We start from the raw sequence: 20,883 nt of genomic DNA, 5'->3' as shown, positions 1-20,883 counted from the left end.
GTTCGAGCAGCATCCATTCTCATATCGCGGCATAAGATGCTGCGATTGGGTCACTTCAAGGCATTTCATGCAACTGGACGCGATCGACCTGCGCATCCTCGACGAACTGCAGCGCGACGGCGCGCTCTCCAACGTGGCGCTCGCGCGGCGCGTCCACCTGTCGCCCTCGCCCTGCCTGGCGCGGGTGAAGGCGCTGGAGGCGGCGGGCGTGATCCAGCGCTACGTGGCGCTGGCCAACGCGGCGGCCTTGGGCCTGGGGCTCAATGTGTTCATCTCGATCAGCCTGCGCACGCAGAGCAAGCAGTCGCTGGCCGACTTCGAGCAGCGCATCGCCGAGCACGACGAGGTGATGGAGTGCTACCTGATGACCGGCGACAGCGACTACCTGATCCGGGTCGCCGTGGCCGACATCGCGGCGCTCGAGAAGTTCATCCTCGAGCAGCTGACGCCCATTGCGGGCATCGAGAAGATCCGCTCGAGCTTTGCGCTCAAGCAGGTGCGCTACAAGACGGCGCTGCCGTTGCCGGCGGCGCCGCCTTGAAGGCGCTTACAAGCCGACGAGCCCGCCGTCGTCCTTCGTGATGACGACGGTGGCCGAGCGCGGGCGGGCATTGCCGCCGTCGGGCCAGTGGCTGCCGAACAGCGCCGGGTTGCCGATGTTCGCCACCGGCGTGGTCTCGCCCGGATGCTGGATGTTGACGAACAGCGCGCGGCCGTCACCCGATTCGGCGATGCCGGTGATCTCGCAGTCCTTCGGGCCCACCAGGAAGCGGCGCAGGCCCTCCGTGCCAGGCGCCTTGCCGACGAAGGTGGCCTGCTGCCGCGTGGTCGCGCCGTCGACGTTGGTGATGGTCTTGGCCGCGCCGTCGCCCACTCTGCCCGGCAGGGCGGCCAGCAACATGCAGTTGGTGACGTCGGTGTAGGCGCCGTCGTCGGTCTCCAGCCACAGCAGGCCGCCGGTGGCCTGGCTGAACCACAGGCCGTCGGGGCTGGAGAAGTCGTTGTCGGCGACCAGGCCCGAGAGGTTGATGTCGGCCGCGGCGCCGGCGCGGGCGCCGAACAGGTAGACGTCCCACTTGAAGCTCAGGGCCGCCGGATCGCCGTTGTCGTCCGCGAAGCGCACGACGTGGCCGTTGGGGTTGCCGGTCTGCGCGGTGGCGGCGGCGCCCTTCGGGTCGTTGTAGTAGCGCGGGTTGGCGGCGTCGGTGGCGGTGATCGGGCGCGAGGCGCCGTTGGTGTTGGTCAGCGTCACATAGACCTCGCCCGTCTTCGGATTGACGGCCGTCCACTCGGGGCGGTCCATCTTGGTGGCGCCGGCCGCATCGGCCGCGAGGCGCGCGTTGATCACCACGTCGGCCGCGTCGGCGAAGGCATAGGCCGCGTTGCTCGCGGTGATGCCGTTGACGCCGAGCTTGAGCTCCAGCCATGCGCCGGTGCCGTCGGCATTGAACTTCGCGACGTAGAGCCGGCCGTCGTCCATGTACTTGTCGCCGGCGGCCAGGCCGCCGTTGGCATCGGCCGCGTCCCAGTTCTTCGTCGACACGAACTTGTAGATGTACTCGTTGCGCGAATCGTCTCCCATGTACCAGACGAGCGGCTTGCCGGCCACCACCGGCCCGAGGCAAGCGCCTTCATGGCCCATGCGGCCGAGGGCGGTGCGCTTCTTCGGCGTGCTGCCGGGCGTGAAGGGATCGATCTCGACCACCCAGCCGTAGGTGTTGGCGCCGTTGCGAAAGTCGGCTGCGGCATTGGCGGCGCCGGTGATGACCTCGGTGTTCCAGCGGCCGTAGAGGTTGTCGCTCGTGTCGGGCGTGGGCGTGGCCCACAGCTCGCGGCCGGTGCCGGCCACGCCGTAGCGGGTGAAGGAGGCGAGCTCCTTGGCGCTGCGGTTCGGGTTGTCGGTGGCCGTGATGCGGCGGAAGTAGCCGGCCCAGTTCTCCTCGCAGGTCAGGTAGGTGCCCCAGGGGGTGCTGCCGTTGGCGCAGTTGTTGAGCGTGCCGCGGGTCTTGCTGCCGTCGGTGGAGAACTTGGTCACCAGGTAGGGGGTGCCGGCGGCGGGGCCGGAGAAGCTCATCTCGGTCAGCGTGTGGACGCGGCGGTTGAAGCTGGAGTCCTGCTTGTAGCTCCAGCCGCTCGTGCCCTTGTTGACCTCGATCACGCTCACGCCGTGCAGGTAGAACTCGCGCAGCACTTCGTCCGTGACGGTGCGCACCTGCGCATTGCCGGTGCCGGTGGTGGTCTGGCCAGCCGGGTGCAGGAAGAGCGGCGTGATGGCTTCGTGGTTCATCGCCAGCAGGCCGCGCGCGGCGGCGCTCGCGCTCCACTTGTTCGAGGCATCCATGCCGAAGAAGGTCATGCCGTCGTGGTGGTCGCCGGCACGGCGGTCGAAGGTGGCGGCGGCGTCGGTGCCGTCGTTCGCGTAAGCCGGCACGCCGGTCGCGATCGGGTCGCCGAGGCGGTACAGCACAGTGGCGGTATAGCCCACCGGCACGGCGACGACGTCGGCCAAGCTCTTGGAGACCGCGGTGAAGCCGAGCTTGGGCGCGGCGGGAGCCGGCGCAGGCGCGGGTGCAGGAGCCGGCGCGGGCGCCGGTGCGGGGGCGGCCGGCAGCACCGGGAAACCGCCGCTGCCGCCGCCGCCGCAGGCCTGCAGCAGGGCGGTGCCGGCGGTGCCGACGCCCAGGCCGAACAGGTGGCGTCTGCTCAGGCGCGAAGCGATCAGGTCGTTGAACGAAGGGTTTGAACTCTTGTTGTGGCCGATGTCGTCGGGGTCGATGGCGGCGACTTCATGGCGGGTCTTGGCGGTCATGCGCGAATCTTTCAGTGGGGCACGGTTGTTGAAAAACCCCGGTACGCTAAAAGTTCCATATGACGCCAGGAAGTCAGGCGCTGGTCATATTCCTGACATGCCCGCGCCGCGCGGCGGTGCCGCGCGCGCCGCTCAGCGCGCGTGCTGCAGCAGGCCGGTCGCGGCCTCGTACATCGCGGCGTTGTGGAAGGCCGCGAGGCCGGCCGCCAGCAGGGCCATCGCCGCGGCCAGCGTGGGCGGCAGGGCGCGCGTGGCGAACACCGCCACCGCCATCAGCAGCGGCAGGAAATGCGCGGCATAGAGAAAGGTCTCGTCGCCATAGACCAGGTGCAGCGCCACCTGCGCCGCCAGCGTGAGCCCGAGCACCGCGGCGAAGCGCCGCCAGCGTGGGGTGCGCAGCAGGCCGACGACACCGGCCGCCAGCAACAGGCTCCACAGGAGCAGGGCAGCGCCGCCGGCCCAGCCGCCCGAGGCCGGCGTGCTCAGCTGCACCGTGAGCCAGTTGAGCTTGGGCGGGACGGAGGCCACGCTCAGCACCTCGGGCAGGCTGAGCGGATGCCAGAAGATGGCGGCCAGCTTGTTGAGCACCGTGCCGGCGCGCTCCAGGTTCACGTAGTCGGCCTCCTCGCGGCTGCCGAGAAAGAACAGCTTGGCGAAGCGGTAGAGGAAGCGCTGCGCCACCGCGAGGACGGCGACGATGACAAAGGCAGCCGCGCTGATCGCCAGCGCCCGCCGCCAGGGCCGCTGCGCCACGGCCAGCGCCAGCCCCGCCACCCAGTTGGTGACCGTGATGGCGAGGCTGGCGATACTGGCGGCGAGCAGCAGCCCGTCGCTCACCGGCCGGTGCACCGCGAGCGCCGCGACCAGCAGCACCCACAGCAGGCTCAGCGAGCCGAGGGCGTAGGTCTCGGGCACCGAGAACCAGAACTGGAAGGCGGCGCTGCCGATGGCCAGCAGCGAGAAGCACATCGCCACGAAACGTCCATTGCCGAGCAGGCGGCACAGGGCGTAGAAGCACAGCACCCACAGCGCCGCCACCAGGTAGGCGAAGCGCATGGCGGCCTGCAGGTCGCTGCCGGGCCAGAGCGCGCGCAGGCCGGTCACCATCGGATGGATGAGGATCGAGGCGATGGGGTGGACCTTGGTGCGGTAGTGGTTGCTCTGCGCGTCCACCATGTTGCTTAGCACGCGCGGGGTGTCTGACTGGAACCAGGCGTCGAGGCCGCTGTCGCGGGCGAAGAGCTCGGGCGGCAGCTGGCGTGCAAGCGTCGTCAGCAGCAGCACGGCCGCGAGCGCGAGCAGCGCCGCGAAGACCGCATCCCAGGCGAGCGCGCGTCTGGGCACTAGTCCGCCATCCACAGCGCTAGCGCGGCGATGCCCACCGCCCAGCGGCTGACCCAGTCGCGCGCGGCGAAGACCACCGGGTCGTCGTGCAGCGCACCGCGGATCGCCTTGAGCCACACGCGCATGGTCCAGAACAGGAACAGCGGAATCAGCACCCACAGGTACTCGGGGTTGTCGTAGCGCGCCAGCACCTCCTTGTCGTGCAGGTAGAGGCCGAGCAGCAGGACCGACATCTGGCCGGCCGCGATGCCGGTGCACAGCACGAAGGGGGCGTCCACCGGGTGGTAGCCGCGGTCGCGCTTCATGCGCTGCACCTCGAGCGGCGGGCCGCTCAGCTCCACGTAGCGCTTGGCCAGCGCCAGGCTCAGGAAGATGAACATCGAGAAGGACAGGATCCAGAAGGACAGCGGCAGCCCGGTCGCCGCGGTGCCGGCCGCCACGCGGATCGTGTAGAGGCCCGCCAGCGCGAACACGTCGACCACCGCGCGGCGCTTGAGCGTCAGCGAATAGGCGCTGGTCAGGGCCATGTAGAGCAACAGCACGCTCACGAAGGCGCCGGGCAGCAGCGCGAGCGACAGCGCCAGCGAGGCCGCGCACAGGAGCCCGGCCATGACCAGCCCTTCGCGCGCGGTGATCTCGCCGGTGGCGAAGGGCCGCAGGCGCTTGCGGTGGTGGCGCCGGTCCGACTCCAGGTCGAGCAGGTCGTTGAGCACGTAGATGCCCGAGGCCATCAATCCGAAGGCCAGGAAGGCCAGCGCGGCATGCAGCAGGATCGGTTGCGTGAGCTCGTGCAGCACCGGCATCAGCGGCAGGAAGACCAGCACGTTCTTGAGCCACTGGTGCAGCCGCATGCCGTACAGGTAGCGCTTGAGCGGCGTGCGCGGCGGCACGATCCGTGCCTCGACCGCGGTCAGCCCGGCCACGCGGCGCGCCAGCGCCTCGGAGCGGCTGACCACCACCGCGGCCTCGGCCTCGCGCCAGACCGCGAGGTCCACATGGTCATTGCCTGCATAGCTGAAGCTCCGGCCGCCGGCATCGGCCTCGATGGCGGCGTGCTTGCCCGCGCCGCGCAGGTTGTGCTCGCCGTCGGAAGCGAGCACCGCGTCGAACAGGCCCAGGTGCGAGGCCACCGCGCGCGCCACCCGGCCGTCGGTCGCCGTCGCCAGCACGGTGCGCCGGCCGGCGGCGCGGGCGCTACGCAGCAGTTCGAGCACCTCGGGCCGGTAGGGGAGCGTCTGCACGTCGATGGCGGTGCGCTGCGCCACTTCTTTCTTGAGCGCGGCCTTGCCGCGCAGCAGCCACACGGGCAGCGCGAGCAGCGACGCCGGCGAGGCACGCACCAGTTGCAGCAGCGATTCGTGCAGCGAGTCGGTGGCGATCAACGTGCCATCCAAGTCCACATAGAGCGGGCGCATGGCATCACCCACGGCTCAAGACGACCACGCCGACCAGGATGATCGCGATGCCCATCACGCGCGTGGGGTTCAGCGATTCGCCGAAGAACTGCCACGCGAGCAGGGCGGCGATCACGTAGCCCATGGACAGCATGGGGTAGGCGACGGTCACGTCCACCCGCGTCAGCGCGAGGATCCACAGCCCGGCGCTGACGAAGTAGCACACGAGCCCCAGCACGATCCAGGGCTGCGTGGCCGCGTTCCAGGCGGCAGCCGTCAGCGAGGCGCTGCTGCCCATCGCGACGGTGCCCAGCGTCCTGGCGCCGGCCTTGAGCATCAGCTGCGCGGCCGAGTTCAGCAGCACGCCGGCGAAGATGATCGAGAAAGTGTGAAGGTTCATGGTGCTCCCTGCCTGACCCGGTGGACCGTCACAGCCCACACGCAGGAATCATGCCCCTTCAACATGTCATTTCGGCCACAACACCCACAAGCGAAGTGGCTGATTCATGCGCGCCGCCAACCGCCCGGCCTCGGCGCCGGTGCCGGCGAAGTAGTCGGCGCGCACCGCGCCCACGATCGCGCTGCCGGTGTCCTGCGCCACCACCAGCCGCGCCAGCGGCACGGCCGGCCCCGGCGAGGCCAGCCACACCGGCGTGCCGTAGGGAATGCTCTCGCGGTCGACCGCGATCGAGCGGCCCGCGGTGAGCGGCACGCCCTGTGCGCCGATCGGGCCGGTGCCGGCATCGATGTCGGCCAGCGGCTCCTCGCGGAAGAAGACGTAGCGTGGGTTGCTCCACAGCAGCTGCGACAGGCGCTGCGGGTTCTGCGCCACCCACTGCTTGGTATCGTCGGGCCACAGGCTGACCTTGGTCGCGCCCTGGCTCTGCAGCCATTGCTGCACGCTGCGGTAGGGCTGCTCGTTGGTGGCCGAGAAGGCCACGCGCACCGTGCGCTGCGAGCCGTCGGGCTCGGTGATGCGCAGGCGGCCCGAGCCCTGGATGTGCAGCATCAGCACGTCGATGGGGTCGGCCAGCCAGGCGATCTCGCGCCCGCGCAGCTCGGCCTGGGCCTGCGGCAGGGTGTCGATCTCCTGGCGCGTGAACCAGGGGCGGCGGGCCACCAGGCCGGCGGGCGCCTGGTAGAGCGGCACGGTGTGCTGCGCGGTGGGCCGGCGCGAGGCTTCGAACACCGGCTCGTAGTAGCTGGTGAGCTTGCCCTCGACCGGGCCCGTTGGCGATTCCACACGATAGGGCTGCAGCCGCTCGCGCATCCACTGGCGCTGCTCCTCGGTCTCGGCCAGCGCCAGCTGGCGCACTTCGCGGCACAGCGGCGCGAAGGCGGCGTTGGGCCGGGCACAGTTGGTGATCATCGCGCTCCATCCTTCGTGCAGCGCGTCGTCCTCGAAGCCGGGCAGCTCCGACCAGGGCACCGGCACCCAGCGGCTCTTCGGATGGTTGAGCGAGCCGGTCAGCGGGCCCGGCTCGCGCGCGGGCGGCGCGCTCGAGGGCGCAGTCGCCACCGGTGCCTCGGGTTGCAGGGTGCCGACGGAACAGCCGGCCAGCGTTGCTACGATCGCGAGCCCGACCAGCCACTGGAGTCCACTTTTCATGGGTTTGATTTTGCTCGAAGCGCTCGGCGCCGGAATCGTGCTGGTCCTGATCGTGTGGTGGACCATGTTCTCGGGCCGCAAGGGCGGCGAATTGCATGACGAGGACGAGGCTGAAAAAGCGCCTCCGTCCGACGAGCCGCCGGCGGGCGGGTCCAGATAATCGCCAGTTGCTGATTCAACAAGGAGATTGCATGAAGAAGTTCGTCCTCGCCACCACCGCCGCTGCCATTGTCCTGTCAGGCTGCGCCGGCATGAGCGACACGCAACGCAACACCGGCATCGGTGCCGGGATCGGCGCCCTCGGCGGCGCCGTGATCGGCTCCGCAACCGGCGGCGACAGCAAGGCCATCGGCACCGGCGCCGCCGTGGGTGCGGCTGCCGGCGCGCTCGGCGGCTACCTCTGGTCGCAGCGCATGGAAGCGCAGAAGCGCGAGATGCAGGCCGCCACCCAGGGCACCGGCGTCGCCGTTACGCAGACTCCCAACAACGAGCTCAAGCTCGCGATCCCGAGCGACGTATCCTTCGACACCGGCCGCTCCACGATCAAGCCGAATTTCGTGCCCATCCTCAACCAGTTCGCCAACGGCCTGCGCAACAACCCGAATGCGGAGGTGCGCATCATCGGCCACACCGACAGCACGGGCACGGACGCCATCAACAACCCGCTGTCGGTGGACCGTGCGGCCAGCACGCGCGACTACCTGATCTCGCGGGGCGTGTCGCAGCAGGCCTTCCGCATCGAGGGGCGGGGGTCGCGTGAGCCGGTTGCGGACAACGGCAGCGATGCGGGGCGGGCGCAGAACCGAAGGGTCGAGATTTATGTGGGTGAGCGGCCGCAGGGGTGAGAGATGGCTGGGCGATTTGAGCGTCTTGGCTGCGTGGTACGGCGTGAAGTCGCGTTCGGACTCACGACGGAAGACAACATTGCCACGCCCTGCGCAGTGAACACATAAGGGCCAGTGCGTCGACCGCCGCGGCGGCGGGTGTTTGAGGTCACAGGGTGTGACCTCAAAGTTGACCATTCTTCGGCCGATAGCTGGAACATGAAATCGGCAGGAGAGCGCTCGATGTTGCACGCGCAAAAGTAACACCTACCGCATCTTCAAGACATCAACAGTCTTCAAACATCCCTCAACAAATTCGCCAACTCCACCGCCGACTTGACCTCCATCTTCTCGAACACCCGCGCCCGGTGCACCTCCACCGTGCGCACGCTGATCGAGAGCTGATCGGCGATCAGCTTGTTGGGCAGGCCCTCGACCACGCGCCGCATCACCTCGCGCTCGCGCTCCGTCAGTTCCTCGACGCGGCGCAGCAGCAGGCGCCGCGCGCGCTGGGCCTCCACCGCGCGCAACGAGCCGCCGAGTGCCTGCTCGATGCGGTCGACGAGCGCGTTGTCGGAGAAGGGCTTCTCGCAGAAATCGAAGGCGCCGCGCTTGACCGCATCGACGGCGGTGGGCACGTCGGCATGACCGGTCAGGAAGATCACCGGCAGCACATCGAGCAGGCCGCGCTCCGCCAGCCGGTCGAACAGCACCAGCCCGCTCATGCCCGGCATGCGCACGTCCAGCAGCAGGCAGTGCGGCTGATCGGCCAGCGGGCCCTCGGCCAGGCGCAGCTCGAAGTCCTCCGCGCTCGCGTATTGCTCGCTCACGAGCCGCCGCGAGCGCAGCAGCCAGGCCAGCGCCTCGCGCACGCTGGCGTCGTCGTCGACGATGAAGATCAGGGCATCGATCAAGGGTTGCATTGCAGATAAAAGCTCAAGGCAGTTTCATGCCGCAGGGAGCGTGAATCGAAAGACCGTGCCGCGCGGCCGCTGCGGCTCGAACACCAGCGCGCCGCCATGCTGCTCGACCACCGTGCGGCACAGGCTCAGGCCCAGGCCCATGCCATCCGGCCTCGTGGTGAAGAAGGGGGTGAAAAGCCGCGCCGCCACCTCCTCGCTGATGCCGGCGCCGCGGTCGGCCACCGAGAACTCGACCCAGCGGCGCACGTCGGCCTTGTCGGGGGTGTCGCCGCTTTCGCCGACGGCGCGGGCGCGCGCCACGCGCATATGCAGCACGCGCTCGCTCAGCTCGGGCAGGTCCATGGCCTGCATGGCGTTGCGCGCCAGGTTCAGCAGCACCTGCTCGACCAGCGTGCGGTCGCACAGCACGCGCGGCAGGCGCTCCTCGTAGTGCACGTCGACGCGCACGCCGAGCTTGCGCGCCTGCAGGCGCACCAGCGGCAGCACGGCGTCGATCAGCGTGTGCGGCGCGACCGCCTCGCGGATGCGGTCGCGGCGGCGCACGAAGTCGTGCACGCTGCGGATGACCTGGCCCGCGCGATCGGCCTGCTCGGCGATGCGGCGCACGGCCATCGCGACCTCGCCATGATCGCCGTGGTCGCCGCTGGAGGCACCGCGCAGCAGGTTGAGCGAGCCGCTGGCATAGCTCGCGATCGCGGCCAGCGGTTGGGTCAGCTCATGGCTCAGCAGCGAGGCCATCTCGCCCACGGTCGCCAGCCGCGCGCTGGCCTGCAGGCGCTCCTGGCTGGCGCGCGAGAGCTCCTCGATGCGGCGCTGCTCGCTGATGTCGATGAAGGCGCTCATCCAGCCGGTCTGGGCGCGCTGCGCATTGATCAGCGGCGCCTCGAAGATCAGCACCGGGAAGCGCCGGCCGTCCTTGTGCATGAAGACCGACTCGAAGCCCTCGCGCGGCGGCACGCCGCCGGCCATGCGCAAGGCCTGGCGCTGGCGGTATTCCTGCGCGAGCTCGGTCGGCCAGTAAGGGACGTCGCCGACATGGTTCATCAGCTCCTCGGCGCTGAAGCCCACCATCTCGCAGAAGGCCGGGTTGACGTAGGTGATGCGGCCCTGCAGGTCTCGTGCGCGCAGGCCGGTGATGACCGAGTCCTCCATCGCCTTGCGGAAGGCCAGCGCGTCGGCCAGGTCGTGCTCGGCGCGCAGACGCCGGCGCGTGTCGCGCGCCAGCAGCACCAGCACCGACACCAGCGCGATCGAGATCGCCGTGACCAGCGCGGTCAGCAGGTTGGGGAAGAGGTCGGGCGCGGCACGCCAGCCGTCCACGCGCAGCATCAGTGCGGTGCCGGGCAGGTCGACCAGCTGCTGCGCGGTGAAGACGCGCGTGCCCACGCGGCGCGCCGCACCGACGGCCACCAGGCGCGTGCCGTCGGCCTCGGTGAAGGCGACCTCCTGGCCGCGCGTGAGCGTAGGCGCGACCAGCTCGATCAGCGTGTCGCGCAGCGAATAGGCGGCTACGAGGTAGCCGCCACCGTCGACCGGCAGGCACAGCTCCATCACCTCGAGGCCGCCGCTGGGCACGAAGGGAACATAGTGGCTCGGCGAGTAGGCCGGCGCGCCGGCCTTGCGCGCGGCGGCGCAGGCCAGCGCGACGTCGGACTGGTCCGGGCCGCGGCTCCTGTCGTCGAACACGCGCTGGCGGTAGGGCGTGTCGGCGGTGGCCAGCGGGCGCAGCGAGGCGTCGCGCCATTCGACGCGCAGCCATTCGCGATGCTCGCGCAGCAGCGCCGCGGCCTCCGTGGGCCAGCGCTCGCGGTTCATGCCGTTGGCCAGCGAGGCGCGCAGGCTCTGGGCATTGCGCTGCAGGCCGCTGCGCAGGTCGGACACGGCATCGGCGGTGTCGCGGTCGAGCGCGGTCTGCACCTGCTCGACCTCGTGGCGGCCGGCCAGCCACACCACGGTGGCCAGCAGCGCGATCACCAGCACGGCCAGGATCACCCACAGGAACCAGCGCTGCCACAGCGAATGCAGCCTGCGCAGCGAGCGCAGGCCGGCAAAGGCCCCGCGGATCGTTCTTGCGATGGGCAGCGTGGTCGAGGACACCGGCTTCAGAAGGTATTTCAGAGCACGCGATGCGAAAGCGCCGGCAGCTGCGTGCGCGCGCGCTCGATCTGCTGGGCGTCGAGATCGAAGCTCACCACGCCCTCCTCGACGGCACGCTGCGCCACCACCTCGCCCCAGGGGTTGACCACCATCGACTGGCCCCAGGTCTGGCGCCGGTTCTCGTGGGTGCCGCCCTGGGCGGGCGCGACCACCCAGCAGAGGTTCTCGATGGCGCGGGCGCGCAAGAGCACTTCCCAGTGGGCCGAGCCGGTGGTGTGGGTGAAGGCGCTGGGCACCAGCAGCAGCTCGGCGCCCCGTCGGGCCAGCGCTCGGTAGAGCTCGGGAAAGCGCAGGTCGTAGCACACGCTCATGCCGATGCGCCAGCGATGGCCGTCTCGCGAGGGCAGGTCGAAGCAGACGGGCTCGGTGCCGGGCGCGATCACGCGGCGCTCGTCGTAGCGCTCGCGGCCGTTGTCGTAGAAGAAGAGGTGGATCTTGTCGTAGCGCGCCACCTGCTCGCCGTCGGGCGAATAGGCCAGGGAGCTGTTGAAGACGCGGGTCTCGTCGCCGGTCTCCAGCGGCAGCGTGCCGCCGACGATCCACAGGCCGAACTCGCGCGCGGCGTCGGCCAGGAAGCCCTGCACCGTGCCGGCGCCGGCGGTCTCGCGCAGGCCCAGCTTGTCGGTGTCGCGCGCGCCCATCATGCAGAAATACTCGGGCAGCACGGCCAGCTCGGCGCCGCCGGCGGCGGCTTCGCCCAGCAGCGCATGGGCGCGGGCGAGGTTGGCCTCGCGTGCGATGGCCGAGACCATCTGGATGGCGGCGACTTTCATGAGGGGCTCCGTCTTTCTCTTGTGCGCGTCGTTCGTCGTGCGTCAGCGTACCGCGGGCGCGGGCACCGGCGGCGTGCCCAGCGCTTCCGTCCGCGGGCGGCGCGGCACCTTGACAATCTTGGGGTCGGCCCAGGTGCCGTCGATCTGGAACTCCTGCGTGGCGGCGGCGATGAGCGGGCGGCTCAGCACCATCTGCGCCAGGAAGGTGCCCAGGCCGATCGCGGGGTTGATCGCGGTCGCCACCAGTGCGGCGGTACCGGCGTTGATCTCGGGCACCACGACCACGCGCAGGGCCTGCGTCTCGCGCGCGATGTCGGCCGAGCCGTCCATCAGCACCGCGGCGTTGACGCCCTTCATCTGCAGGTTGTTGGTGCTGGCCACGCCCTGGTTGATCCTGGCGTCGCCACGCAGGAAGTCGAAGCTGAAGCCCTGGCTGAACACGTCGCGGAAATCGAGCGTGAGCCGCCGCGGCAGCGCCTGCAGGCTCAGCACACCGAGCAGCTTGGCGATGCCGGGCTCGGCCTTGAGGAACTGGCCGGCCTCGACGTCGATCTTCAGCTGGCCGCCCAGGCTGGGGTAGTCCAGCGCGAAGGGCGAGCCGCTCCAGTGCACCTGGCCTTCGAGGCGGCCGCGGCCGGCGCGCACCACGTCCTTCATGCCGAAGCGCCCGAGCAGGCCGCCGGCGTCGGCGATGTCGAGCTTGAAGTCCATGGTGGTGCGGCGCGGCTCGCCGCGCCCGCGCGCGCTGCTGCTTCCCGCGGGCGCGGCGGCCCAGGCGCCCTGCGCCGTGAAGCTGGCTTCGGGCGTCGTGAAGCTCAGTTTGTTGAGCCGCCATTCGCGCCCGGCGCCGCCGCGGTTCACGGCATCGATCTCGGCCCGGCCCAGCCGCCGGCCCAGCAGCTCGAAGTCGTCGACCACGATGTCCAGCGCGGGCAGGTCGCCCGGCTGCTCGTCCAGCAGCGATTCGACCGCGGTGGCCGTGCTGGGCGCGATCTTGAGCCGCGCCAGCCGCGCATAGAGCCGCCCGGCCTGGGCGCTGCGGTACTCGGCGTAGCCGTTGAGCTCGGCGGCGTCGATGTTGGCGCGCCAGAGCGCCCCCTCGCGGGTGCCGCCCATCACCACGTCGTGCAGCGTGCGCCCGCCGACCGCCAGCTCCTTCGCCCGCACCACGAGCATGGTGGGCAGGTAGGACGAGGCATCGTCGCCGCCGGCGCTCGCTTCGGCCGGCTTGCCGGTGGTGTCGCCGAACAGGGCCTGCCAGGCCGGCACGTCGATGCGCGCGAGCTGGATGTTGGCGAGCACGCCGCGCTCGGGCGCGGCCGCGGATTCGCCCGCGGACAGGCCGATGCCGATGCCGCCGCGCAGCACGCGGACCTCGCTGCCGGAGATGTCGCGCACGTAAGAGGCGGAGCCGACGCGCCCCAGCTCGATCGCGAGCCGGTCCTGCAGCAGCGGGGCGCCGCTCGCGCGGGCGTCGCGCTGCACGATCTTCTTCTCGATCGACAGCGGCATCGCTTCCTCGGCCGGCTTGGCCAGCGGCGCGGGCAGCTGCAGCCCCAGGCCCTGCAGGCTGCTGGCCAGCGAGAACTCGGAGGCGCCGTCGCGCATCGAGAAAGACGCGGTGTAGGGCGTGCTGCCGGTGGTGTGCTTGGCCAGGCGCGCGAGCCAGTCGACCTCGCGCGCCGCGCGCAGGCCCTCGGCGCTGGCGTTGCCTTGGACGCGCAGGCTCAACTCCTGCGTGGCGCCCCAGCGGCCCGCGCCCTCGATGCGCATAGCGCCGCCGAGCGCGCGGCCCTGCACGCCGGCCAGCGAGAAGCCGCCTTCGGTGAAATTCAGCGTGCCGCGCGCCTGGCCCAGGGTGGGGGTCTCGGGCAGGATCTGGATGTCGTTGTCGGCCAGCGCGACGCTGGCCTGCACCTTGGCCTTGTCCATGGCGGCCAGCGGCAGCTCCAGGCGCAGCCGGTAGTCGGCGTTGCCGGTCGCGCGGGCGCCCGCCAGCGTGGGGCCGGCCTCGCCCGCCAGCGGCGCTCCGGCGCGCAGCAGCTCGGCCAGCGGGCCCTTGGCCTGGGCGTCGATCTTGAGAAGCGGCGCGTGGTGGTCCATGTCGGGGATCTGGGCCTCGGCCTTGATGACCTCGATGCCGGGCGCGCCCGCGAGGCGCCCGCGGGCATTGCGCACCTGCATGCCCGAGCGCTCGAAGACCAGCTCGCCGGAGAGGCTGGTCAGGGCCGGCCAGTTCTTGCTCGATCCGGCCACCGGCGGCGCGTAGGCGTACTGCACGTCCGCCACGCGCGCGGCGATGCGGAAGTCGCCCTGCTTGGGGTCCTTGAAGGGCATGTCCCACAGGTCGCCCCTGACCTTGAAGTCCACCGCGCTGGCGATGCCTTTCTGCACCGCGTCGCGCACATAGTCGCGCGTTTCCTTCGGGATGTGCTGCGGCAGGTAGCGGAACACGCGGGTGCCGTCGGCGCGCGTCAGCTTGCCCTGCAGATCCAGCACGCCGGGAAAGCGCGAGCGGCTGCTAGAGCTGGCGGGGTCGCTGGTGCGCCAGCTGGCCTGCGCCTCGCCCTCGGCATCGGCGTTGGCAAACCGGAGGCCCGAGACCTGCAGCTGCGACTTGTCGCCGTCGACCTTCCACACGAGCTGGGCGGACAGCTGGTCGATCGGGATCACCGGGTCTTCGAAGACGCCCGGGAAGTCGAGCGCACCGTTGGCGATGGTCAAGGCGGCGCTGCCGCCGGCCTGGGTGGCGTCGAAGTCGACGGTGGCGCCGCGGATGCCGGGCGCGCCGGCCGGCGGTGTTGGCGCTGCCGCTGCATGCGCCGCCGCAGCCGGGGCGGAGGAACGCGGCGGGACTGCGGGCGCGGGGGCGGTCTCGACAGCGGCCTGCGATGCAACGCCGAAGCCGCTGACGCGGCCACGCGCCTGGTACTTCTCGGGCGCGCCCAGCGCGCCCTGCCAGCTGGCATCGACGCGCTCGATCAGGCCGCGCGGCGCCAGGTCGTCGATCGTCTTGCGGGCCTTGTCGTCCAGCGGCAGCCGGTCGGCGATCATGGCCAGCGCCGCCAGGTCGAGGCGGTCGGCGCGCAACGCGCCGCGCTCGGCGATCCGGCCCTTGGCAGGCAGGTGCTGGAACCAGAGGTTGCCGCCCGGCCAGCGCATGCCGTCGGGGGTCTGGAACTGCAGGTCGGTGGTGGAGAACTCCAGGGCCTCCGGCGTCATGCGCCCGGCCAGCCGGCCGGTGACGGCGCGCAGCACCAGCGGCTCGAGCGACTTGCCCAGCGAGGCGTCCACGCTCAGCAGTGCCAGGTCGGCCGTGCCGCCGGCGATCTGGCCGTCGTCGACATCGGCCCAGACCCGCAGCGCGCCGTTGCCTTCGCGGATGCGGGCGTCGAGCTTCACGTACTGGCCCAATTGGCGGATGTCGATGCGCGGCAGCTCGGCGTAGGCCACGCCGTCCCAGCTGTGCCAGTTGCCGGTGCGCACCGACAGCAGGGGCTGGCGGAAGGCGCCGAGCAGCCTGAAGCGCTCGCCCCAGCCGGCCGGCGGCGTGGCGTCGAGGCGCATCGTGTGGCTGCGGGGGCCGTTGCGGGCGATGAACTGCACGTCGGACAGCAGGAGCGGCGGGGCGCCGCGGCTCTCGTCGGTCCAGCGCACGGTGCCGCCCCGGATCACGAACTCGCGCTGGCCGAAGAACCAGTCGGCCCCGCGGCCTTCGCCGGTGGTGTCGGTGTCCATGCTGAGGCCGGCGACATGCAGCTTGCCGGCGGCATCGCGGCGCACCTCCACCGCGGGGTTCTCGATGTAGAGCTGCTCGAAGTTCAAGCGCCACAGCGAGCGCGGCGAGACGCTGGCCACCACCCGCGCCAAGCGCAGGGCCTCGCGCTGCTGGGAGTCGAGCAGCACCACTTCGCGCAGCTCGAAGCTCGGAAACAGGGTACCGCCCTTGGCCGTGATGGAGCCGATGCGCACCGGTACCCCGATGGTCTTGCTGGCCTGCGCTTCCAGCGCGCCACGGTAGTCGCCGATTCGCGGCACAATCCACGCGTGTAGGACTAGCACTGACAGCGCAAGCAGCAGCCATGCACCGATCAGCAAACCCAACAACCAGCGTGCCGCCACAGCGGTGATCTTGAGCAGACGTGAAGGGGAAGACGTCGTGTCGTTCATTGAGGATCGCGCTGTGACGGGAATTATGACTGCGAGCCTCCCAACGGGTTCCACCGATACCCAGTCCGGCGCAGCGGATGCGCCGCACGTGCCGCCGCTCGCGGCCTCCTCGCGTTTCGTGCAACGCTTGCGGCGCCGCTATGCCGGCGAGCTGGCGCTGCTGCCGGCCGGCGAACCGCGGCGCCCTGACATGGCGCAGGCCTACGCCGCACTGCGCGAGCGCGGCGACAGCGTGGCCGATGCGCTGCGCATCGTGCGCCAGCTGGTGATGGAGCGGCTGATCACGCTGGACTGCGAACAGCAGGCACCGCTGGCGGTGGTCACCACTGCCGTCACCGAGCTGGCCGAGTTCGCCCTCGACGTCGCCTGCCGCGAAGCCTCGGCCGAGCTCGAGACCCAGCACGGCGCGCCGACCGGCCCCGCGGGACAGCGCGCGCAGCTCTGGGTGGTGGGCATGGGCAAGCTCGGCGCGCGCGAGCTCAATGTGTCGAGCGACATCGACCTGATCTACCTCTACGACCACGACGGGGAGACCGCGGGCGATGCGCAGGGGCGCGCGCGGCTGGCCAACCAGGAATTCTTCTCGCGCGCCGTCAAGCGCATCTACGCGATGGTGGGCGACACCACCGAGCACGGCTTCGTGTTCCGCGTCGACCTCGCGCTGCGGCCCAACGGCAACTCGGGGCCCAGCGTGGTCTCGCTGGACGCGCTGGAGGAGTATTTCCAGGTGCAGGGCCGCGAGTGGGAGCGCTTTGCATGGCTCAAGAGCCGGGTGGTGGCGCCGCAAAGCGCGATCGCCGACGGCTCGGCCCACGCGCTGCGCGGCGCGGTGCTGCCCTTCGTCTTTCGCCGCTACCTGGACTACAGCGTATTCGACTCGCTGCGCACCCTGCACCGGCAGATCCGCGAGCAGGCGGCGCGCCGCAGCGCCGGACGGCCCGAGCGCGCCAACGACGTCAAGCTCTCGCGCGGCGGCATCCGCGAGATCGAATTCATCGTGCAGCTGCTGCAGGTGGTGCGCGGCGGCCAGTTCCCCGAGCTGCGCACCCGGCCCACGCTCGACGCCCTGCAGCGCCTGGCGCGCGCCAACCTGATGCCGCAGGAAACGGCCGATGCGCTGGCCGCAGCCTACGAATTCCTGCGCCGCGTCGAGCACCGCATCCAGTACCTGGACGACCAGCAGACCCATGTGCTGCCGGTGCAGGACGAGGACCTGCGCTGGATCGCGCACACGCTGGGCTACGAGGGGTGCTGCCCCTTCCTGGCACAGCTGGACGCGCATCGGGAGTTCGTGGCCCAGGAATTCGACAAGCTGCTGGGCGGCAAGAAGCAGCCCTGCACGCGCTGCAACGGCAAGTCGGCCGGTGCAGCGCCGGCCGACCTGAGCGACCTGATCGAGGCGTTGCCTGCCCCCTTTGCCGAGCGCATCCAGGCCTGGTCCGACAGCCCGCGCGTGCAGGCTCTGCGCGACGAGACCCGTGCCCGACTGCGCCAGCTGATCCAGCGCACCGGCCAGTGGCTGCGCGAGCCCGACGGCGAAGGCGCGGGTCAGATCGCCCACCACATCGACGGTGCGCTGCGCTGGGCCGACTGGATCGAGCCGCTGATGCGGCGCGAGAACTACATCGCCCTGCTGGTCGAGCGGCCGGCGGTGCAGGAGCGGTTGCTGCGCCTGCTGGGCTCGGCACGCTGGCCGGCGCGCTACCTGATGCAGCACCCGGGCGTGATCGACGAGCTGGCCAGCCCCGAGATGCTGGCCGGGCGCTTCTCGGCCGCCGAGTTCGAGCGCGAGCTGGAAGCGCGCCACCTGGCGCTGCGCCAGACCGGCGAGGCCGACGAGGAACGCCTGCTGAACCTGCTGCGCCACGCGCACCACGCGGAGCTGTTCCGCACGCTGGCGCGCGACGTCGAGGGTCACATCACGGTCGAGCAGGTGGCGGACGACCTGAGCGCCCTGGCCGACACGGTGCTGCGCCTGACCGCGCGCTGGTGCTGGCCGCAGGTGCGCAACCCGCACCGCGAGGCGCCGCGCTTCGCGATCATCGGCTACGGAAAACTGGGCGGCAAGGAGCTCGGCTACGGCAGCGACCTGGACATCGTGTTCGTCTACGACGACGACGACGAGCGCGCCGGCGAGGTCTATGCGGCCTATGTGCGCAAGCTGATCAACTGGCTCACGGTCAAGACCCGCGAGGGCGACCTGTTCGAGATCGACACCGCGCTGCGGCCCAACGGCAACTCGGGCCTGCTCACCACCAGCTTCGACGCCTACGAGAAATACCAGCTGGGCCGCGGCAGCAACACCGCATGGACCTGGGAGCACCAGGCCATGACGCGGGCGCGCTTCGTGGACATGGCGACGGGCCCCGACGACAGCGCCGACTGCTCGCTGTGCGATCGCTTCGACCGCATTCGCGAGGCGGTGATCACGGCGCCGCGCGACCGAAGCGCGCTCAAGGCCGAGATCGTCGCGATGCGCGAGAAGGTGCGCGCCGCGCGGCCGGTCAAGGCCGATCGCTTCGACGTCAAGCACAGCCCGGGCGGCATGGTGGATGCCGAGTTCGCGGTGCAGTTCCTGGTGCTGTCGGAAGCGAAGACGCATCGCGAGCTGATCCCGAACGTGGGCAATATCGCCCTGCTGATCCGCGCCGAGGAGGCGGGCCTGCTGCCCGAGGGCATCGGCCGCAACGCCGCGTCGGCCTACCGCGAGCTGCGCCGCGTGCAGCACCGGGCCCGGCTCAACGAGGAGCCGACGCAGGTGCCGATGAGCGCGCTCGCGGCCGAGCGCGAGGCCATGCTGGCCCTGTGGAAGGCGGTGTTTGGCTAGCCCGGCCCGCACGCGCGCTCTCGCGCTGGTCGCCGGTGCGGTGCTGGCGCTGCTGGCCGGCTGCGCCAGCGGACCGCGCAGCGGCTCCGGCATCGGGCGCGACGGCGCCGACGCGAACCCGCCCTCCGGCCTGGGCCAGGTGGCCGATGCCGAACCGCGCGTCGAGGCCATCCGTGGCAGCGGCGGCACCAGCAAGCCCTATGTGGTGCTGGGCCGCTCCTACGTGCCGATCACCGACGACCGGCCGTGGCGCGAGACCGGGCTGGCCTCCTGGTACGGCCGCAAGTTCCACGCGCAATCCACCGCCAGCGGCGAGCCCTACGACATGTACGCGATGACGGCCGCGCACAAGACCCTGCCGCTGCCCAGCTACGTGCGCGTGCGCAATCCGGCCAACGGGCGCGAGGTGATCGTGCGGGTGAACGACCGCGGGCCCTTCCACGAGGACCGCGTCATCGACCTGAGCTACACCGCGGCCTACAAGCTCGACCTGCTGCGCGGCGTGGCGCCGGTGGAGATCGAGCGCATCACGAATGCGGACATCCGCGCAGGCACCTGGCGGCGCGGCGACACCGCGCTGGCGCAGGCGGCGCCGGCCACTTCGCCGGTTGCGATGGCTGCGGCCCCCGTCGCCGCCGCACCGGCGTCAGACGCCGGCATCGTCACCGTGCCCGCGGCGCTGACTTCGCCCGTCGTGGCCATGCCGCGCACAGAGGTGCGGGAGCTTGGCGCCTTGCCGCCGCTGGCGCCCGAGGCGGCACCGGCGCCGGCCGCCACCGACGAAGCCGCGCCGATGTCGCTGTCCACGGCCACGTCGGGCTTCTGGGTCCAACTGGGCGCCTTCAGCCAGCGCGACGGGGTCGAGCGCTTCCAGCAGCAGGTGGCCCGCGGCATGCCGGCGCTGGCCGGCGCGCTCAACGTGTTCGCGGAGCGCGGCACCTACCGGCTGCAGGCCGGGCCCTACGCCTCGCGCGACCAGGCGCGCGACACGGCCGAGCAGGTGCGCAACGGGCTGCAGCTGGCGCCGATGATCGTCGAGCGGCGCTGAAACGCCGTCAGGCCGGGTCTTCTTCGGGTGGTGCGGCCGTCCGCAGCGCCTCGAGTTCGGCCCGCGTGATGGCCCGCGCCGAGAAGCGCGCGGCAATGCGCTCCAGCTTCTCCGGATTGCGCTGCGTATGGATGCGCAGGATGCGCTCGCCGTCGGTCTCGATGGTCTGCACCGACTCCAGGGCGCCGTTGAAGAAGCGCAGCAGCCCCGGTTCGCCGTTGACCTCGGCCAACTCCAGCCGCAGGCCCTCGCCGAGCAGCCGCGGGACCGCGTAAAAGTACTGCGCGATGCGCTGGGCGCCGCGCAGCATCTTGCGGAAGGCGGGCACCTTGCCGCCGCTGTCGCCGACCAGTTCGACGTCTTCCGCCAGCAGTTCCTTCAGCCGCTGCATGTCACCGCTGCCGGCGGCCTGCGCAAAGCCTTGCAGCAGGCGCAGGTGGGCATCGCGGTCCACCGCGAAGCGCGGGCGCTCGTCCTGGATCTGGGTCTTGGCCCGGTGTACCAGCTGGCGGCAGGCGGCCTCGCTTTTGCCCAGGGTGCGGGCCAGGTCCGCGTAGTCGGCGTCGAAGACCTCGCGCAGCAGAAAGGCCGCGCGCGCCTCGGGCGCGAGGCGCTCCAGCACGGCCAGGAAGGCGACGGAGATGTTGTCGGCGCGCTCCAGCATCTGCTCGGGCGAGGCCGGTGCCTCGCTCACGAGCGGCTCGGGCAGCCAGGGGCCTTCGTAGTGGTCGCGCTGCAGCTTGGCGGCGCGCAGGCGGTCGATGGACAGGCGGGTGACCACCGTGACCAGCCACGCCTCCGGGTTGTCTAGGGCGTCGACGGTGGCCTCGTTCCAGCGCAGCCACGCGTCCTGCACCACATCCTCGGCATCGGCCGGCGAGCCGAGCATGCGGTAGGCAATGCCCAGCAGGCGCTTGCGGTGGAGGTTGAAGGTGCGGGTGGAGGCGTCCATGTCGACGAGACGGGCGGGCGCGCCTCCTGTGGCGGCCGCACGCGGCGGCCGGT

At 71.0% G+C, this 20,883-nt stretch carries 16 protein-coding genes; 5 read left to right on the top strand and 11 right to left on the bottom strand.

All coding sequences use genetic code 11. The annotated features are described in order from the left end of the window. Window positions 1–67: 67 nt before the first annotated feature. Window positions 68–541, top strand: coding sequence for an Lrp/AsnC family transcriptional regulator (locus tag AC3A6X_RS27410; protein ID WP_309959718.1), 474 nt, complete (start codon window positions 68–70; stop codon window positions 539–541). A gap of 6 nt (window positions 542–547) precedes the next feature. Here the strand turns inward: AC3A6X_RS27410 and AC3A6X_RS27405 are convergent, their stop codons facing one another. The 5 genes from AC3A6X_RS27405 to mltA form a co-directional block, all read right to left on the bottom strand. Continuing rightward, window positions 548–2,809 (bottom strand): PhoX family protein, encoded by a 2,262-nt coding sequence (locus tag AC3A6X_RS27405; RefSeq protein ID WP_487845102.1) that lies wholly within the window; start codon window positions 2,807–2,809, stop codon window positions 548–550. Between the two features lie 132 nt (window positions 2,810–2,941). Then, window positions 2,942–4,153: a hypothetical protein gene (locus AC3A6X_RS27400; RefSeq protein WP_487845101.1), complete on the bottom strand. Its 1,212-nt coding sequence runs from the start codon at window positions 4,151–4,153 to the stop codon at window positions 2,942–2,944. Further along, window positions 4,153–5,568 carry a UbiA family prenyltransferase gene (locus AC3A6X_RS27395; RefSeq protein WP_487845100.1) on the bottom strand — a complete coding sequence of 472 codons (1,416 nt, stop codon included), beginning with the start codon at window positions 5,566–5,568 and terminating at the stop codon, window positions 4,153–4,155. Before AC3A6X_RS27395 ends, AC3A6X_RS27400 begins: the two co-directional genes overlap by 1 nt. Before the next feature lie 4 nt (window positions 5,569–5,572). Next, on the bottom strand, window positions 5,573–5,947 hold the full coding sequence (locus AC3A6X_RS27390; protein ID WP_309959712.1) for a DMT family transporter: 375 nt from the start codon (window positions 5,945–5,947) through the stop codon (window positions 5,573–5,575). Window positions 5,948–6,013: 66 nt separating this feature from the next. Beyond that, the gene (mltA, locus tag AC3A6X_RS27385) at window positions 6,014–7,156 is read right to left on the bottom strand and encodes a murein transglycosylase A (protein ID WP_487845099.1); all 1,143 of its coding nucleotides are present in this window, start codon (window positions 7,154–7,156) and stop codon (window positions 6,014–6,016) included. On the opposite strand from mltA, the gene AC3A6X_RS27380 reads away from it, so the two are divergent. Further along, window positions 7,155–7,316: a hypothetical protein gene (locus AC3A6X_RS27380; protein ID WP_181360525.1), complete on the top strand. Its 162-nt coding sequence runs from the start codon at window positions 7,155–7,157 to the stop codon at window positions 7,314–7,316. The genes mltA and AC3A6X_RS27380 overlap by 2 nt on opposite strands. Window positions 7,317–7,347: 31 nt before the next feature. Continuing rightward, complete coding sequence (locus AC3A6X_RS27375) at window positions 7,348–8,001, top strand: YiaD family glycine zipper/OmpA-like lipoprotein (protein ID WP_106556118.1); 654 nt, start codon at window positions 7,348–7,350, stop codon at window positions 7,999–8,001. On the opposite strand, the gene AC3A6X_RS27370 is transcribed toward AC3A6X_RS27375, so the two are convergent. The 5 genes from AC3A6X_RS27370 to AC3A6X_RS27350 are packed head-to-tail and all read right to left on the bottom strand — an operon-like array spanning window position 7,974 to window position 16,003. Beyond that, window positions 7,974–8,225: an ORF6N domain-containing protein gene (locus AC3A6X_RS27370; protein WP_487845263.1), complete on the bottom strand. Its 252-nt coding sequence runs from the start codon at window positions 8,223–8,225 to the stop codon at window positions 7,974–7,976. The genes AC3A6X_RS27375 and AC3A6X_RS27370 overlap by 28 nt on opposite strands. A gap of 51 nt (window positions 8,226–8,276) precedes the next feature. Then, window positions 8,277–8,903: a response regulator transcription factor gene (locus tag AC3A6X_RS27365; RefSeq protein ID WP_487845098.1), complete on the bottom strand. Its 627-nt coding sequence runs from the start codon at window positions 8,901–8,903 to the stop codon at window positions 8,277–8,279. Between the two features lie 24 nt (window positions 8,904–8,927). Next, window positions 8,928–10,985 carry a two-component system sensor histidine kinase NtrB gene (locus AC3A6X_RS27360; protein WP_487845262.1) on the bottom strand — a complete coding sequence of 686 codons (2,058 nt, stop codon included), beginning with the start codon at window positions 10,983–10,985 and terminating at the stop codon, window positions 8,928–8,930. 32 nt (window positions 10,986–11,017) lie between these two features. Continuing rightward, window positions 11,018–11,833: a carbon-nitrogen hydrolase family protein gene (locus tag AC3A6X_RS27355; RefSeq protein ID WP_487845097.1), complete on the bottom strand. Its 816-nt coding sequence runs from the start codon at window positions 11,831–11,833 to the stop codon at window positions 11,018–11,020. Between the two features lie 42 nt (window positions 11,834–11,875). Beyond that, window positions 11,876–16,003, bottom strand: a complete 4,128-nt coding sequence (locus tag AC3A6X_RS27350) for a YhdP family protein (RefSeq protein WP_487845096.1) — start codon at window positions 16,001–16,003, stop codon at window positions 11,876–11,878. A 25-nt stretch (window positions 16,004–16,028) separates the two neighbouring features. Here AC3A6X_RS27350 and glnE point away from each other — a divergent pair, with 25 nt between their 5' ends. Further along, the gene (gene glnE / locus AC3A6X_RS27345; RefSeq protein ID WP_487845095.1) at window positions 16,029–18,830 is read left to right on the top strand and encodes a bifunctional [glutamate--ammonia ligase]-adenylyl-L-tyrosine phosphorylase/[glutamate--ammonia-ligase] adenylyltransferase; all 2,802 of its coding nucleotides are present in this window, start codon (window positions 16,029–16,031) and stop codon (window positions 18,828–18,830) included. Continuing rightward, window positions 18,823–19,878 carry a septal ring lytic transglycosylase RlpA family protein gene (locus AC3A6X_RS27340; RefSeq protein ID WP_487845094.1) on the top strand — a complete coding sequence of 352 codons (1,056 nt, stop codon included), beginning with the start codon at window positions 18,823–18,825 and terminating at the stop codon, window positions 19,876–19,878. Before glnE ends, AC3A6X_RS27340 begins: the two co-directional genes overlap by 8 nt. 7 nt (window positions 19,879–19,885) lie before the next feature. On the opposite strand, the gene AC3A6X_RS27335 is transcribed toward AC3A6X_RS27340, so the two are convergent. Beyond that, window positions 19,886–20,830, bottom strand: coding sequence for an RNA polymerase sigma-70 factor (locus AC3A6X_RS27335; protein ID WP_487845093.1), 945 nt, complete (start codon window positions 20,828–20,830; stop codon window positions 19,886–19,888). Between the last annotated feature and the right edge of the window lie 53 nt (window positions 20,831–20,883).

This window comes from Variovorax sp. Soil_C_12 (assembly GCF_057657375.1).
Note: the sequence above shows the minus strand (reverse complement) of the source record. Positions and strands in the feature narration are given on the sequence as shown.